Genomic DNA, 14627 nt, shown 5'->3' with positions numbered 1-14627 from the left:
TCCTCCCTCAAAGTAGTAGCACATCGCCTTCACGTCAAGTCTATCAGGGCTGCACCTTGTAAAACGAACATCTCAAAGTACATAAATACTTAGAGTGCAACTCTCCCTCGGCTCTTTAATCGGTGACACTCAAAAATTCGCCGGCGTATTCGCACTAATAATCTCAGCCTCATCCGCCCCGATATTCCGGAACTTGTGCGGCAGCGTCGTCGGAAAATAGTACCCATCCCCCGCACTCAACACGCTCACCTGCCCGTCCACCGTCAACTCCACGGTGCCACGGGTCACCAACCCACACTCCTCGCCTTCCGCGTGAACAATCGGCTCTTCCCCGGAACTCGCACCCGGTGCGTACTGCTCGCGCAGCAAGCGCATCTGGCGGCTGGGGACCGAGGCGCCGATCAGCAGCAGGCGCAGGCCGTGGCGGCCTAGGTCGGGTTGTTCGTTGGCGCGGAAGACGTATTGGTGTTCGCGGGGGGGCTGGTCGAAGGTGAAGAAGTCGGCCAGGGACATCGGGATGCCTTCGAGCAGCTTTTTCAGTGAGCTGACGGAAGGACTGACACGATTCTGTTCGATCAGGGAGATGGTGGCATTGGTCACGCCGCTACGCCGGGCCAGCTCGCGCTGGGAGAGTTTGTAGCTTTCGCGTACTAGTTTGAGTCGAGAACCCGTATCCATGACAGCCTTATGTGAGAACGACTTAAGGGTAATGGGGGTGGGTGGCGGGTGCCGCGCAGGTCGCGCGGATCACGTTGCTCCCGTGTCCCGGAACCGTGAAAGGCGGCTATTAAATCACGTTTGTCGGTGTTGCTCAGCAGGTTCGATGGACGGCACATGAAAAAGCCGGCAGCGCCCTTTTGGGGGCCGCCGCCGGCGAGGTAAATCAGATGCCGAAACGGTCGCGCAGCGAGTAGTACACGGCGCCGAGGGCAGTCAGCGGCGCGGAGAAGGTGCGGCCGCCGATCATCGGCATGTGTGGCAGCGAGGCGAAGGCGTCGAAGCGTTCGGCGTCGCCGCGGATCATTTCCGAGATCAGCTTGCCGGCCAGGTGCGAGCAGGTGACGCCGTGGCCACTGTAGCCCTGCATGTAGTAGGCGTTTTTCTCGATGCGGCCGAATTGCGGCATGCGCGACATGGTCAGCAGGAAGTTGCCGGTCCAGCGGTAGTCGATTTTCACGTCCTTGAGCTGCGGGAAGGTCTTGAGGATCTTCGGGCGGATCAGGGTTTCGATGTCGTCCGGTTCACGGGCGCCGTAGACCACGCCACCGCCGTAGAGCAGACGGTTGTCGGCGGTGAGGCGGTAGTAGTCGAGCAGGTAGTTGCAGTCTTCGACGCAGTAGTTGTTGGTGATCAGGCTGCGGGCCTGTTTCTCGGTCAACGGTTCGGTGACGCAGATCTGCGAGCCGCACGGCATGCTCTTGGCCGTCACGCGGTTGTCGAGGCCTTGCGGCAGGTAGGCGTTGCCGGCGATCAGCAGGTACTTGGCGCGGACCTGACCTTTGGCGGTGCGCACGACGTTAGGCTCGCCGTATTTGATTTCCACGGCAGCGGATTGCTCGTAGATCTTGCCGCCCAGACGCACGATGGCCGCAGCTTCACCGAGGGCCAGGTTCAGTGGATGGATGTGACCGCCCTGCATGTCCAGCAGGCCGCCGACGTAAGCGTCGGAGCCGACCTCTCGGCGGATGTCCGCGGCGTCGAGCATCTTCAGGTTTTTATTGCCGTAACGTTCCCAGCTACGTTTTTGTTCAGCGAGTCCCTTGAGTTGCTTGTTGTTCATCGCTGCAAAAATACCGCCCGGGCGGTAGTCGCACTTGATGTCGTATTCCTTGATGCGCGAACGGATGATGTCGGCGCCTTCGAAGATCATGCTGCCGAGAATTTCGGCAGTCTTGTCGCCGTAGCGCTCTTCGATCACGTCGACGTCGCGGCTGTAGGAGTTGACCAGTTGGCCACCGTTGCGACCGCTGGCGCCGTAGCCGACTTTCGCCGCTTCCAGTACCGTCACCTTGTAGCCGGCTTCGCTCAGGAACAGTGCCGAAGACAGGCCGGTGTAGCCGGCGCCGATGATGCAGACATCGCACTCCACCGATTCTTCGAGGATCGGGAAATCGATCACTTCGTTGCGGGTGGCGGCGTAGTAGCTGTTCACGTGTTGTTGTTTCATTTTTTTATTCTCCGAGGGTCGCCGGTTGCAGGCGACCACCGCTGTAAAAGAGTCAGAGCTTGATCCAGGTCGCTTTCAGCTCGGTGTACTTGTCGAACGCGTGCAGCGATTTGTCGCGACCGTTGCCCGACTGTTTGAAGCCACCGAACGGCGCAGTCATGTCGCCGCCGTCGTACTGGTTGACCCACACGCTGCCGGCGCGCAGGCCACGGGCGAAGGTGTGGGCCTTGCTCAGGTTGCTGGTCCAGACCCCGGCGGCGAGGCCGAAGATGCTGTCGTTGGCGATGTGCAGCGCTTCTTCAACGGTGTCGAAGGTGATCAGCGACAGCACCGGGCCAAAGATTTCTTCGCGGGCGATGGTCATGGCGTTGGTCACGCCGTCGAAAATCGTCGGCTCGACGTAGCTGCCGCCGGTTTCTTCGAGGGTGCGATGGCCGCCGGCGATCAGCTCGCCGCCCTGCTCCCGACCGATGCTGATGTAACGCAGCACGTTGTCCAGTTGACGCTGATCGACCACGGCGCCGACGGTGGTCGCAGGATCCAGGGCGTGGCCCGGTTTCCACGCTTGCAGCGCTTCCACCAGCAGCGGGATGAATTGCTCGCGGATCGAACGCTCCACCAGCAGGCGCGAGCCGGCGGTGCAGACTTCGCCCTGGTTGAACGCAATGGCGCCGGCCGCTGCTTGTGCTGCCGCGCGCAAGTCCGGTGCGTCGGCAAACACCACGTTCGGGCTCTTGCCCCCTGCTTCGAGCCAGACGCGTTTCATGTTGCTTTGGCCGGCATAAATCATCAGTTGCTTGGCAATCGCGGTGGAGCCTGTGAAGGCCAGCACATCGACGTCCATGTGCAGCGCCAGCGCCTTGCCGACGGTGTGGCCGAAGCCTGGCAGGACGTTGAACACGCCTTTCGGAATACCGGCGTCCAGTGCGAGCTGCGCAATGCGGATCGCGGTCAGCGGCGACTTTTCCGAAGGCTTGAGGATGAACGAGTTACCCGCCGCCAGCGCCGGGGCGAATTTCCAGCTGGCCATGATCAGCGGGAAGTTCCACGGCACGATGGCCGCGACCACGCCGGACGGCTCGCGAGTCACCAGACCCAGTTGATCGTGCGGGGTGGCGGCGACTTCGTCGTAGATCTTGTCGATCGCTTCGGCGCTCCAGCGGATCGCGTTGGCGGTCGCCGGAATGTCGATGCTCATCGAGTCGCTGATCGGTTTGCCCATGTCGAGGGTTTCGAGCAGCGCCAGTTCTTCCTGGTGTTGCAGGATCAGATCGGCGAAGCGGATCAGGATGCGCTTGCGCTCGGCCGGGGGCTTGTTGGCCCACACGCCGGAGTTGAAGGATTGGCGTGCGGCTTCGACGGCCAGGTTGGCGTCGGCTTCATCGGTGCTGGCGACGGAGGCCAGGAAACGGCCGTCGACGGGGCTCAGGCATTCGAAGGTGTCGCCGCTGATGGCCGGGCGGTATTCGCCGTTGATGAAGGCGCGGGATTCGAGGGTCAGGGACTGGAAGCGTTGTTCCCAGTCGTTGCGGGTCATGGTCATGGGGGTGACTCACACAGAGAAAGAGGTGACCGCCGTTCCCACGGAATCGGCGGTGCTTGCGGGGTGAACGCTCGAGCGTCAGACGGTATGCAGATACCAGTTGTACTCAAGGTCAGAGATCGAGTTCTCGAACTCGGCCAGCTCGCTTTCCTTGCACGCGACGAACACGTCGATGTACATCGGGTCGATGTAGCGGGCCATGACTTCGCTGTCGTCCAGCTCACGCAGGGCGTCGCGCAGGTTGTTCGGCAGGCTCTGTTCGTTCTGCTCGTAGCTGTTGCCTTCAACCGGGGCGCCCGGCTCGATCTGGTTGGTCAGGCCGTGGTGAATACCGGCCAGAACGGAAGCCATCAGCAGGTACGGGTTGGCGTCGGCACCGGCCACACGGTGCTCGATGCGCACGGCGTCTGCCGAACCGGTCGGCACGCGGACGGCCACGGTGCGGTTGTCGATGCCCCAGCTCGGCGAGTTCGGTACGTAGAACTGCGCGCCGAAGCGACGATAGGAGTTGACGTTCGGGCACAGGAACGCCATTTGCGCAGGCAGGGTCTCCAGCACACCGCCGATCGCGTGGCGCAGCGCGGCGTTCTGCTCGGGATCCTCGCTGGCGAAGATGTTGTTGCCTTCTTTGTCCAGAATCGAAATGTGCACGTGCAGACCGTTGCCCGCCTGGCCCGGATACGGCTTGGCCATGAAGGTGGTGTCCATCTCGTGGTCGTAGGCGATGTTCTTCACCAGACGCTTGAGCAGGACGGCGTAGTCGCACGCTTTAACAGGATCGGAAACATGGTGCAGGTTGACTTCGAACTGCGCCGGGGCGCTTTCCTTGACGATGGCGTCGGCAGGAATGCCCTGCTCTTTCGCGCCTTCGAGGATGTCTTGCAGGCAGTCGACGTATTCGTCGAGATCGTCGATCAGATAAACCTGAGTCGATACCGGACGCTTGCCGGAGACTGGCGAACGCGGCGATTGCGGACGGCCGTTCACGTTGTCCTGGTCAATCAGATAGAACTCGAGTTCGAACGCGGCGCAGATGGTCAGGCCCATTTCGTCGAACTTGCGCACCACGTTGGCCAACACTTCACGCGGGTCGGCGAAGAACGGCTCGCCTTCCAGTTCGTGCATGGTCATCAGCAGTTGTGCGGTCGGGCGCTTCTGCCAAGGCTCGATGCTCAGGGTGCCCGGGATCGGGTAGCAGATACGGTCGGAGTCGCCGATGTCCAGGCCCAAGCCAGTGCTTTCCACCGTGGAGCCATTGATGTCGAGGGCGAAAAGCGAGGCCGGCAAGTTGATGCCTTTCTCGTAAACCTTATGAAGACTGGTGCGCTCGATGCGCTTGCCGCGCACCACACCGTTCATGTCTGCAATCAGAAGGTCGACGTACAAAACCTCAGGATGTTTCTTAAGGAATGCGTTTGCTTCGTTGAGTTGAACGGCACGCAGAGGGACCGACATGATGCACCTATTTAGCTGTTAATTATTATGTTCACTGCTGTTTCGCCGAGCCAGTCAACCCGAACGGCAAAGTGAAGTCAATAGCGAACACATGGCCGCTCAGCGTTTATTTTTCGGGCTTTTTTTAACACTCTCGTGCCAACGCAGGTGCCAGAGCCCCGGTCTTGATGAAGATTTGATGAACGGCGTTTAGAATTTTTTACATGGGAGTTGTTAATTAAAATCAACGAGGCTAAGCTCCGGAAAAGCTCGTTCAAGTGTCAAACTTCGAGGTGAATAAAAATGGCATTCAAGCCATTGATCGGCGTTACTGCGTGCGTCAAACAGATTGGCCTGCACCCCTACCACATCAGCGGCGACAAATACGTTCGCGCTGTCAGCGTTGCGGCGCTGGGGTTGCCCGTCGTCATTCCATCCCTTGGCAAACTGACTGAAATCGAAGACCTGCTGGGTCAGCTCGACGGTCTGTTGCTGACCGGCTCGCCGTCCAACGTGGAACCTTTCCACTATCAGGGCCCGGACAGCGCTCCCGGCACGGATCACGATCCGGCGCGGGATGCCACCACCCTTCCTTTATTACGTGCAGCCATCGCGGCGGGCGTTCCGGTACTCGGCATCTGCCGGGGTTTCCAGGAAATGAACGTGGCGTTCGGCGGCAGCCTGCACCAGAAGGTGCATGAGTTGCCGGGCATGCTCGATCACCGCGAAGCCGACAGCCCGGATGTCGCCGTGCAATACGCCCCGGCCCACGCCGTGACGGTGCTGGCCGGTGGCGTGTTCGAAGCGCTGGAGCTGCCGGGTGAATTCCAGGTCAACTCGATTCACAGTCAGGGCATCGACCGCCTCGCTCCCGGCCTGCGCGCCGAAGCCGTGGCGCCGGATGGCCTGATCGAGGCGGTCTCGGTGGAGCACAGCCCGACCTTTGCCCTCGGCGTGCAATGGCACCCGGAATGGCAGGTGCTGGACAACCCGAACTACCTGCGGATTTTCCAGGCATTCGGCGAGGCTTGCCGCCAGCGTGCGGCGCGACGCAACCAGCGCTGACGCCACCCAACGATTGCAAAACCGTTTACTGCCCCCGCGGGGTCGGCGGCTGCGCACCTGCGCATCCGTCATCCGCGATCAGCAACACACCGCGAAAACAAAAAGCACCACCCGGCAGCCAGGACGGCGGCGCCGAACAACCCGCACGGTGCGGGTCTGCAATCCACTCTTAAGCCAGGCCGCGTTGGCCCGGCGACTGAAACCTGTTGGGAGTTTCACATGGCAAACGCCTCCAGCACTTACAGGAAGGCTCTTGAAGGTCATCAGCAACCGAAAAAGGTTCTGGTGAAAGTCGATCGAGTCACCAAGAAGTTCGACGAAACCACCGCTGTGGACGACGTGTCCCTGGAGATCCATCAGGGCGAAATCTTCGCCCTGCTCGGCGGCTCCGGCTCGGGCAAATCGACCCTGCTGCGCATGCTCGCCGGTTTCGAACGGCCGACTGAAGGACGCATTCTGCTCGACGGTGTAGACATCACCGACATGCCGCCGTACGAGCGGCCGATCAACATGATGTTCCAGTCCTACGCCCTGTTCCCGCACATGACTGTCGCGCAGAACATTGCCTTCGGCCTCAAGCAGGACCGTTTGCCGACCAGCGAAATCGACGCCCGCGTCGAAGAAATGCTGCGTCTTGTACACATGACCCAATACGCCAAGCGCCGCCCGCATCAGCTGTCCGGCGGCCAGCGTCAGCGCGTGGCCCTCGCCCGCTCCCTGGCCAAGCGTCCGAAGCTGTTGCTGCTCGACGAACCGATGGGCGCACTGGATAAAAAACTGCGCTCGCAAATGCAGCTTGAGCTGGTTGAGATCATCGAACGCGTCGGCGTGACTTGCGTGATGGTGACCCACGACCAGGAAGAGGCCATGACCATGGCCGAGCGCATCGCGATCATGCACCTGGGCTGGATCGCCCAGATCGGCAGCCCGGTCGACATTTATGAAGCGCCAGTCAGCCGCATGGTCTGCGAATTCATCGGCAACGTGAACGCCTTTGACGGCACCGTGGTCGAGGACCTTGAAGGTCACGCGATCATTCACAGCCCGGACTTGCAGCAAAAGATCTACGTCGGTCATGGCGTCAGCACCTCGGTGCAGGACAAGTCGATCACCTACGCGATCCGCCCGGAAAAAATGCTCGTCAGCACGATCAAGCCAGAGACCCGCTACAACTGGTCCGAAGGCAAGGTGCATGACATCGCCTACCTCGGCGGCCACTCGGTGTTCTACGTCGAGTTGCCGAGCGGCAAGATCGTCCAGTCGTTCATGGCCAACGCCGAACGCCGTGGCGCGCGTCCGACCTGGGACGACAAGGTCTACGTCTGGTGGGAAGACGACAGCGGCGTGGTACTGCGCTCATGAGAACCTTCAATCAGCAATTCCTGCGCCTGGTGCCCAGCGGGCGAAAACTGGTGATCGGCATCCCGTTCATCTGGCTGTTCCTGTTCTTCATGCTGCCGTTCTTCCTGGTGATGAAGATCAGTTTCTCGGAAGCCGCGCTGTCGATCCCGCCGTACACCGAGATCTACACCTACGCCGAGCAGAAATTCCAGCTGTTCCTGAACATCGGCAACTACACCATGCTCGGCGAAGACGAGCTGTACCTGTCGGCCTACCTCGGTTCGCTGAAGGTCGCGGCACTGAGCACGCTGATGTGCCTGGTGATCGGTTTCCCGATGGCCTACGCGATCACCAAGGCCAGCAAGGAAGCGCAAAACGTCCTGCTGCTGTTGATCATGATGCCGACCTGGACCGCGATCCTGATCCGCGTTTACGCGTGGATGGGCATCCTCAGCAACAACGGTCTGCTCAACGCGTTCCTGATGTGGACCGGGCTCACCGATCACCCGATCGAGATCCTCAACACCAACACGGCCGTGTATATCGGTGTGGTTTACGCGTACCTGCCGTTCATGGTGCTGCCGCTCTACGCCAACCTGGTGAAGCACGACGGCAGCTTGCTGGAAGCCGCGCAGGATCTGGGCTCGAGCAACTTCAACAACTTCTGGAAAATCACCGTGCCGCTGGCCAAGAACGGCATCATCGCCGGCTGCATGCTGGTGTTCATTCCGGTGGTGGGCGAGTTCGTGATCCCGGAACTGCTCGGTGGCCCGGAGACCCTGATGATCGGTCGCGTGCTGTGGCAAGAGTTCTTCAATAACCGCGACTGGCCGGTGGCGTCCGCCCTGGCGGTGGTGATGCTGTTGATCCTGATTGTGCCGATTCTGCTGTTCAACCGCAGCCAGGCCAAAGAGATGGAGGCACGGGGATGAAACGCTTCGGATTTTCAAAGTTCATGCTGATCTTCGGCCTGATGTTCATCTATCTGCCGATGCTGATTCTGGTGATCTACTCGTTCAACGCCTCGAAACTGGTGACGGTCTGGGGTGGCTGGTCGGTGAAGTGGTATGTCGGCCTGCTCGATAACACCCAACTGATGGGCTCAGTGGTGCGCTCGCTGGAAATCGCCTGCTACACCGCGATTGCCGCCGTGGCGCTGGGCACCCTCGCCGCGTTCGTGCTGACCCGCGTGACGCGCTTCAAGGGTCGCACGCTGTTCGGTGGTCTGGTCACCGCGCCGCTAGTAATGCCTGAAGTGATCACCGGTCTGTCGCTGTTGCTGCTGTTCGTGGCGATGGCGCAACTGATCGGCTGGCCGCAGGAGCGTGGCATCGTCACGATCTGGATCGCCCACACCACGTTTTGTGCCGCTTATGTGGCGGTGGTAGTCTCCGCCCGCTTGCGCGAGCTGGACCTGTCGATCGAAGAGGCGGCGATGGATCTGGGTGCGAAACCGTTCAAGGTGTTTTTCCTGATCACCATCCCGATGATCGCGCCGTCGCTGGCGGCGGGCGGCATGATGTCGTTCGCCCTGTCGCTGGATGACCTGGTGTTGGCGAGCTTCGTCTCCGGGCCTGGTTCCACCACCCTGCCAATGGAAGTGTTCTCGGCCGTGCGTCTGGGCGTTAAGCCCGAGATCAACGCCGTGGCCAGCCTGATCCTGCTGGCGGTGTCGCTGGTGACCTTCCTGGTCTGGTACTTCGGCCGCAAGGCAGAAGCCAACCGCAAGCGTGCGATTCAGGAAGCCATGGATCAGACCGCCAACGAATCGTGGCAGCAACCGCAACCTCAACGAGTGGCAGCGACGGCCTAGGGCCGTCGCGTTTTACGGCTTTGCGCTTTTGCTTAAAAGCTTTTGAATAAAAAGAATGGAGTTTCACCGATGAAAATGTTTGGCAGGACTCTGCTGACACTGTCCTTATTGGGCGCAATCGCCACAGGCGCCCAGGCCAACGACAAGGTGCTGCGCGTTTACAACTGGTCGGATTACATCGCCCCGGACACCGTCAAGAAGTTCGAGGACGAGACCGGCATCCGCGTGACCTACGACGTGTTCGACAGCAATGAAACCCTCGAGGCGCGTCTGCTCGCGGGTAAATCCGGCTACGACATCGTGGTGCCGTCCAACAGTTTCCTGGCCAAGCAGATCAAGGCCGGGGTCTATCAGACCCTGGACAAATCGAAGCTGCCAAACTGGAAAAACCTCAACCCGGTGCTGCTGAAAAACGCCTCCGCCAGTGATCCGGACAACGCCCACGCGTTCCCGTACATGTGGGGCTCGATCGGCATCGGTTTCAACCCGGCCAAGGTCAAGGAAGTGCTCGGCAAGAACGCGCCGACCAACTCCTGGGACCTGCTGTTCAAACCGGAGAACGCCGAGAAGCTGAAAGCCTGCGGCATCAGCTTCCTCGATTCACCGACCGAAATGATCCCGGCTGCCCTGCACTATCTGGGCTATCCGGTGAATGACAAGGACACCGCGCACATCAAGGAAGCCGAGGCGCTGTTCATGAAGATTCGCCCGAACGTGGCGTACTTCCACTCGTCGAAATACATCTCGGACCTGGCCAACGGCAACATCTGCGTGGCGGTCGGTTACTCCGGTGACGTGTTGCAGGCCAAGGCTCGCGCGGTGGAATCGGGCAACAACGTGGTGATCGACTACAGCATTCCCAAGGAAGGTGCCGGCAGCTTCTACGACATGGTCGCCATCCCGCGCGACGCGGCGAACGTCGAGAACGCTTACCTGTTCATGGACTTCCTGATGCGTCCGGACATCATCGCCGAGATCACCAACAGCAACGGTTACAGCAACGCCAACTCGGCGGCGACACCGCTGGTGGACGAAGCGATCCGCAACGACCCGGGCTCGTACCCGTCGCAGGAAGTGATGGCCACGCTGTATGCGGTGCCGGATCAACCGATTTCCACGCAACGGATCATGACCCGGGGCTGGACCCGGGTGAAGCTCGGCAAATAAACACACATCGTTTTCCGTTCACGCAGCGCCTTACCACCGCTGCCCCCTGCTCTGAACGGCCTCACCTGGCTTCCTCGGTTCAGGTGAATTCAGGCGCCCTCGGGCGCCTTTTTTTGTGGGCTCAGATCAGCGGCCAATCGGCCAGTGCGCGGTAACGGCCCTTGTGGGATTCGAACAATGCAAAGCGCTCGGCCCGCAGGAAGAACTCCGGCGGCGTGGCGGATTCCGGTTCCGGCGCGCGATAGTCGCGGGCCAGTGTCAGGTGCGGACGATACTCACGCGTCGTCTCTTCAAAGCCAAACGGCAACATCGCCTGCTCCAGTGCATACACCAGTCGCAGCAATCCCTGCGGTGCCTGCTCCGGCGCCAGCGACAACACCCCGGCGCGGCGCCAGACCTGCAAGCGATCCAGCGAAATCCTCAGCGCCTCGCCCGGCGTACTCACTTTGGACGCCGCCTCACAGACTTCTCCTATCTGCGCCAACGGCACCGCGCCGAGAAACAGCAGCGTCAGGTGGAAATTGTCTGCCGGCACCGGTTTACCGGTCCTAAGCCCCAGTTCGCTGCGCCATTGGGCAATCGCCTTGCGCTGCGCCGGCGGGCAGTCGAGGGCGAAGAACAGCCGCTTGAACGGTTGTTCGCCGTGCTTGTCATCCGTCATGGCCCCGCTCCCTTGTCGATGTTGATCCGTCGATTCTACACGGCCATTCCTGGCGACTCTTGGCGTGGGGTTTATAGTTCAACGATTGCCATCAACCGGAGGGCGTCATGCGCGAGATCCTCAGTAAAGAACCCTGGTGGGCTCGGCCACCGAACCCGGGGCAGGATGAAAACGAGCTGGAATGGGGTTGGCTGGTGCATTACAGCGAGGGTGAGCCGCGTTTCGAGTTTGTTCGCGAGCGGCCGACGGACGAGCAGATTCGCAACCGCAAAGGCTGCCGGATCACCCCGTCGGCGGAGTGATCCGGCAGATATGCCTCAAGACTCAAGAATGTTCTTGAAGCCACCGAAGATCATCCGCTGCCCATCGAACGGCATCGGATTGACGTCCGGTTGCATGCGCGGGTCTTCCATCATTTTTCCCATGCCGGCGTCGCGGGTGGCTTTGTCTGGCCAGACCAGCCAACCGGCCGACACGGTTTCGCCGTCCTTGAGTTTCACCGCCATCGGGAATGAGGTGACCTTGCCGTCCGGCACATCATCGCCCCAGCCTTGCACCACCTCCATGGCGCCGTACTCCTTGAACAGTTTCTCGGCGATTTCGCAGTGTTTTTTGTACTGTTCGCGATTGGCGTTCGGCACGGGTGCGACAAAAACATCGATGTAAGCCATGGTCGTTCTCCTGCGGGTTTAGGGGTCGATCTGCTGAGTAGTCGACTCAGGCGGCCGCCATTCGACAGGAGTGGCGCCCAAGCCGACCGACGGTTCATCGCCCCCGCCCAGATTGCCTTCGACCTGCGCCGCCATGTGCAGCGTACCGGCCATCACGCCGGTGGTCGGGTTCTGCACCAGCTTCAGCCAGGCCTTGTCGAAGGTGTTGCCCAGACTGCTGCGGATCAGCGCTTCGCTGTCGGGACGATCACTGGCCTGGAGGATTGCGCGGATGCCTGCCACACCAGCCGAAATCAGCCCGCCGACGAGTTTGCCGGCCGCCGCCGCCACCGCGCTGGCGGCGCCACGCGGGGCCATTTCCGCTTCCATGCGCTGGCTGGCGCGCTTGGCCACCGGGGCCATGCCCGCGTCGGTCGAGGCGATGCCCTTGGCCCCCCCTTCGATGTGGATCTTGTCAATCAACGCCGCGTAGGCCGGCAAGGTGTTCAGCGGTTCAGTGCTGACGATCTGATACAGCGAGGCATCCCGGGCCGGCGGCGGGCCGAGGGCAATGGCGGGGATTTTCTGCAAGTGCCCGTTGAGCTGGGCAATGGGCACGCCGTAGCGCTGGGCGATGACCGGCATCTGCTGCGCCATCAATTGCGCGTAGAACGCGGTGGACTGGCCGAGGATCGCGTCCGGGTCGATTTCCGCCGCGACGGGCGCCAGGACTCGCTCCTGATACTGCTCCAGCAAATAGGCGGCCAGGCGTTTGGACGAAGCATCCTGCTCACCGCCGGCGCTGATGGTGTACCAACTGACCTTCATCGACAGCCATTCCTGGGTCCAGTAGCTGCTGAACCACGGGATGAATTTTTCTTCAGTTTGCTCATAGACGCGAATGCGCCAATGTTCCATTGAACCGCGAGCGAAAACCTTGACCTGCTCGGTGGACTGTCGGGAAGCCGTAACGATGTCCCGGTCGATCTGCTGCCAGGTGGCCGGTGAAACCACCACCGGCGGCGCGCTCGCCGGGCCCCGCGCCGTCGTCGCGCAGCCGGCCAGCAACATCAGTGCGGCGACGATCAGCGCACGCAGGTTCACGGTGGCGGTGTCCTTTTGTGGATCAGATCTGGAGGTAATGGTTTGAGTATAGGTGCGGGTTTTAGCCGTTTGTCCGGTTGTAGGGGGCTGCAATTCTGGCGGGCGATTTCAACATTCTTCCCAACCATCACTGACGTCGATGTTCACCATTACGACGATTGCCTTCCGCATCAAACGCGTCTGGCGCAGGATTTACCCATCCGAGACAAACACCACGAGGAGTTCACATCATGAGTCATACCGTCACCCTCGCCGTGAGTTTCCCGGTCTTCGGCAACAACTATTACGACCAGCACGTGGTGTCGCTGAAGACACAGCCGCTGGTGTTCAACGAAGATTTCGAAGATCTGCTGATGCCCGCCGCGAGTAATCATTTCAGCAATGAAGTGGTGGGCCTCAACGATCAGTTCCGCTTTCTGAGCGACATACTCGCCACCCATTTGCTGGACATCGAGGCCTCCGTGCCTGCGCGATCCAGCGTCCGGGCGAACGCTCATTTTTAATCGCTGTACCTGCTGTTCCCTTGAGGAACGGCCATGAAAAAGCCCACTGGCCGATTAGGCTCAGTGGGCTTTTTTTGTCAGCGCAGACGGACTATCAACGCTTCCAGCAATCGGCGTAGCGCGAGCAGACGTCGTACTGCTGCTCCATTTTCGCCATACGGTCGAGGTGGCGATTGATGGTTTCGACCGTCACCGCTCTGTCGGTCTGGAAATAGAACATGACCATGGTTTTTTCCAGCTCCGCCGGCGCCGAGTTCATGGGGTTGGCGGCTTCGCCGGTTCCTGTCCACGCCTTCAATTGCTTGTCGTCCGCGCTACTCAGGCGTTTGCGGTATTCGTCGGTCGAGCGTTGCATCACCTGCGTCTTCTTGGCGGCGAAATCCTGATCGAACGCCTCAAGATTCTGGCGATACAACGTCCAGTATTCGTCCGGCAGATTGAAGCCCAGCTTGGCCTTGCGCTCGCTGATCAGTGAGTCGATTTTTTCCGGCGAGTTGCCTGCGACCTTGTCCCTGGTCGTGTCGGAGGTCATCCGGACGAACGTACTGCCGGCAATGATGCGATCCATCATCGCCGTGCGTTCCGGCGTATCGGGCAGCAGCGCGGGTGGTTTCGGAAAGATCGGGCTGCGGCCCTCACAAGCGGCAAATCCATCGCGCCTGATGGTGACGGGCGTACGTACATCCTTGCCATCAACCCGTTGCAGGCGCTGCATCAAGGTCAAGCATTGGTTGCCCTTGAGTTCGAAGGTGAGTTCATACTCCATTGCGCGCTCGGGTCTGAAACCGAATACCGCGCCACACACGCCATAGCCCACCTGGGTATTGACCTGCAGGAACACTTCCTTTTCGGGCGGCAACTTCACTTCAAGATAACCACGGGCCTTTTCCGGAGGCGCCACGGTCATGCCCACCCGCCGCGGACTGTCTCTGACAAATAAATTGTTCAGGATGCCAGTGGTCAGGCCGTCGCAATGCTCGGCGTCGAAGTAATTGACGGTGGCATTGTCAGTGTTGGCCACGAAACGCATCTTGGCAGCGTCTGGCCCGGTGGCGTCCTGATAGGTCCCCGTCAGTGCGCAACCACCAAGCCCCGAGAGGGACACCATCAAGCCGAAAAGCGCCGAAGAACGGCGAAGGAGCGAAGTGACTGGCATGTTCATCCTTGAGGGAAAGGCCG

The 14627-nt window shown here is 60.6% G+C and carries 15 protein-coding genes; 7 read left to right on the top strand and 8 right to left on the bottom strand.

The features are described from left to right. Window positions 1-129: 129 nt before the first annotated feature. The 4 genes from AC1RME_RS20645 to AC1RME_RS20630 all read right to left on the bottom strand — a co-directional run bounded on the left by AC1RME_RS20645 (window position 130) and on the right by AC1RME_RS20630 (window position 5165). Window positions 130-678 carry a cupin domain-containing protein gene (locus AC1RME_RS20645; protein WP_011333561.1) on the bottom strand — a complete coding sequence of 183 codons (549 nt, stop codon included), beginning with the start codon at window positions 676-678 and terminating at the stop codon, window positions 130-132. Window positions 679-883: 205 nt separating this feature from the next. Then, on the bottom strand, window positions 884-2167 hold the full coding sequence (locus tag AC1RME_RS20640; RefSeq protein WP_096822853.1) for an NAD(P)/FAD-dependent oxidoreductase: 1284 nt from the start codon (window positions 2165-2167) through the stop codon (window positions 884-886). A gap of 52 nt (window positions 2168-2219) precedes the next feature. Continuing rightward, complete coding sequence (locus AC1RME_RS20635; protein ID WP_493091679.1) at window positions 2220-3710, bottom strand: aldehyde dehydrogenase; 1491 nt, start codon at window positions 3708-3710, stop codon at window positions 2220-2222. Between the two features lie 78 nt (window positions 3711-3788). After that, entirely contained in the window at window positions 3789-5165 is a 1377-nt protein-coding gene (locus tag AC1RME_RS20630; RefSeq protein WP_493091678.1) for a glutamine synthetase family protein, read from the bottom strand. A gap of 282 nt (window positions 5166-5447) precedes the next feature. Between AC1RME_RS20630 and AC1RME_RS20625 the strand changes: the two genes are divergently transcribed. The 5 genes from AC1RME_RS20625 to AC1RME_RS20605 all read left to right on the top strand — a co-directional run bounded on the left by AC1RME_RS20625 (window position 5448) and on the right by AC1RME_RS20605 (window position 10530). After that, entirely contained in the window at window positions 5448-6209 is a 762-nt protein-coding gene (locus AC1RME_RS20625) for a gamma-glutamyl-gamma-aminobutyrate hydrolase family protein (RefSeq protein WP_007957108.1), read from the top strand. Between the two features lie 219 nt (window positions 6210-6428). Continuing rightward, a complete protein-coding gene (gene potA / locus AC1RME_RS20620; protein WP_096822856.1) occupies window positions 6429-7571 on the top strand; it encodes a polyamine ABC transporter ATP-binding protein in 1143 nt (380 codons plus the stop codon). 29 nt (window positions 7572-7600) lie between these two features. Then, on the top strand, window positions 7601-8482 hold the full coding sequence (locus AC1RME_RS20615) for an ABC transporter permease subunit (RefSeq protein ID WP_176504909.1): 882 nt from the start codon (window positions 7601-7603) through the stop codon (window positions 8480-8482). Further along, window positions 8479-9363, top strand: a complete 885-nt coding sequence (locus AC1RME_RS20610; RefSeq protein ID WP_011333555.1) for an ABC transporter permease subunit — start codon at window positions 8479-8481, stop codon at window positions 9361-9363. The genes AC1RME_RS20615 and AC1RME_RS20610 overlap by 4 nt, the downstream gene beginning before the upstream one ends. Window positions 9364-9432: 69 nt before the next feature. Further along, the gene (locus AC1RME_RS20605) at window positions 9433-10530 is read left to right on the top strand and encodes a polyamine ABC transporter substrate-binding protein (protein ID WP_096822858.1); all 1098 of its coding nucleotides are present in this window, start codon (window positions 9433-9435) and stop codon (window positions 10528-10530) included. Between the two features lie 121 nt (window positions 10531-10651). Here the strand turns inward: AC1RME_RS20605 and thpR are convergent, their stop codons facing one another. Then, complete coding sequence (thpR, locus tag AC1RME_RS20600; RefSeq protein ID WP_493091677.1) at window positions 10652-11191, bottom strand: RNA 2',3'-cyclic phosphodiesterase; 540 nt, start codon at window positions 11189-11191, stop codon at window positions 10652-10654. A gap of 107 nt (window positions 11192-11298) precedes the next feature. On the opposite strand from thpR, the gene AC1RME_RS20595 reads away from it, so the two are divergent. Beyond that, on the top strand, window positions 11299-11493 hold the full coding sequence (locus tag AC1RME_RS20595; protein ID WP_096822860.1) for a hypothetical protein: 195 nt from the start codon (window positions 11299-11301) through the stop codon (window positions 11491-11493). A gap of 15 nt (window positions 11494-11508) precedes the next feature. On the opposite strand, the gene AC1RME_RS20590 is transcribed toward AC1RME_RS20595, so the two are convergent. Next, window positions 11509-11862 (bottom strand): DUF1428 domain-containing protein, encoded by a 354-nt coding sequence (locus AC1RME_RS20590; protein WP_493091676.1) that lies wholly within the window; start codon window positions 11860-11862, stop codon window positions 11509-11511. A gap of 18 nt (window positions 11863-11880) precedes the next feature. Next, a complete protein-coding gene (locus AC1RME_RS20585) occupies window positions 11881-12945 on the bottom strand; it encodes a hypothetical protein (protein WP_096822862.1) in 1065 nt (354 codons plus the stop codon). Between the two features lie 230 nt (window positions 12946-13175). On the opposite strand from AC1RME_RS20585, the gene AC1RME_RS20580 reads away from it, so the two are divergent. Next, window positions 13176-13448 carry a hypothetical protein gene (locus AC1RME_RS20580; RefSeq protein ID WP_096822863.1) on the top strand — a complete coding sequence of 91 codons (273 nt, stop codon included), beginning with the start codon at window positions 13176-13178 and terminating at the stop codon, window positions 13446-13448. 94 nt (window positions 13449-13542) lie between these two features. On the opposite strand, the gene AC1RME_RS20575 is transcribed toward AC1RME_RS20580, so the two are convergent. Continuing rightward, window positions 13543-14604: a hypothetical protein gene (locus AC1RME_RS20575; RefSeq protein ID WP_273540989.1), complete on the bottom strand. Its 1062-nt coding sequence runs from the start codon at window positions 14602-14604 to the stop codon at window positions 13543-13545. Between the last annotated feature and the right edge of the window lie 23 nt (window positions 14605-14627).

The sequence above is a fragment of the Pseudomonas sp. GW822-FHT03F08 genome (assembly GCF_058801265.1).
Note: the sequence above shows the minus strand (reverse complement) of the source record. Positions and strands in the feature narration are given on the sequence as shown.

Bases quoted from the DNA above. Each gene is read 5' to 3' on its own strand.
- AC1RME_RS20635 (WP_493091679.1), bottom strand. From the start codon at position 3,710: ATGACCATGACCCGCAACGACTGGGAACAACGCTTCCAGTCCCTGACC.
- AC1RME_RS20630 (WP_493091678.1), bottom strand. From the start codon at position 5,165: ATGTCGGTCCCTCTGCGTGCCGTTCAACTCAACGAAGCAAACGCATTC.
- AC1RME_RS20590 (WP_493091676.1), bottom strand. From the start codon at position 11,862: ATGGCTTACATCGATGTTTTTGTCGCACCCGTGCCGAACGCCAATCGC.
- AC1RME_RS20580 (WP_096822863.1), top strand. From the start codon at position 13,176: ATGAGTCATACCGTCACCCTCGCCGTGAGTTTCCCGGTCTTCGGCAAC.
- AC1RME_RS20640 (WP_096822853.1), bottom strand. From the start codon at position 2,167: ATGAAACAACAACACGTGAACAGCTACTACGCCGCCACCCGCAACGAA.
- AC1RME_RS20610 (WP_011333555.1), top strand. From the start codon at position 8,479: ATGAAACGCTTCGGATTTTCAAAGTTCATGCTGATCTTCGGCCTGATG.
- thpR (WP_493091677.1), bottom strand. From the start codon at position 11,191: ATGACGGATGACAAGCACGGCGAACAACCGTTCAAGCGGCTGTTCTTC.
- AC1RME_RS20595 (WP_096822860.1), top strand. From the start codon at position 11,299: ATGCGCGAGATCCTCAGTAAAGAACCCTGGTGGGCTCGGCCACCGAAC.
- AC1RME_RS20605 (WP_096822858.1), top strand. From the start codon at position 9,433: ATGAAAATGTTTGGCAGGACTCTGCTGACACTGTCCTTATTGGGCGCA.
- AC1RME_RS20575 (WP_273540989.1), bottom strand. From the start codon at position 14,604: ATGCCAGTCACTTCGCTCCTTCGCCGTTCTTCGGCGCTTTTCGGCTTG.
- potA (WP_096822856.1), top strand. From the start codon at position 6,429: ATGGCAAACGCCTCCAGCACTTACAGGAAGGCTCTTGAAGGTCATCAG.
- AC1RME_RS20625 (WP_007957108.1), top strand. From the start codon at position 5,448: ATGGCATTCAAGCCATTGATCGGCGTTACTGCGTGCGTCAAACAGATT.
- AC1RME_RS20645 (WP_011333561.1), bottom strand. From the start codon at position 678: ATGGATACGGGTTCTCGACTCAAACTAGTACGCGAAAGCTACAAACTC.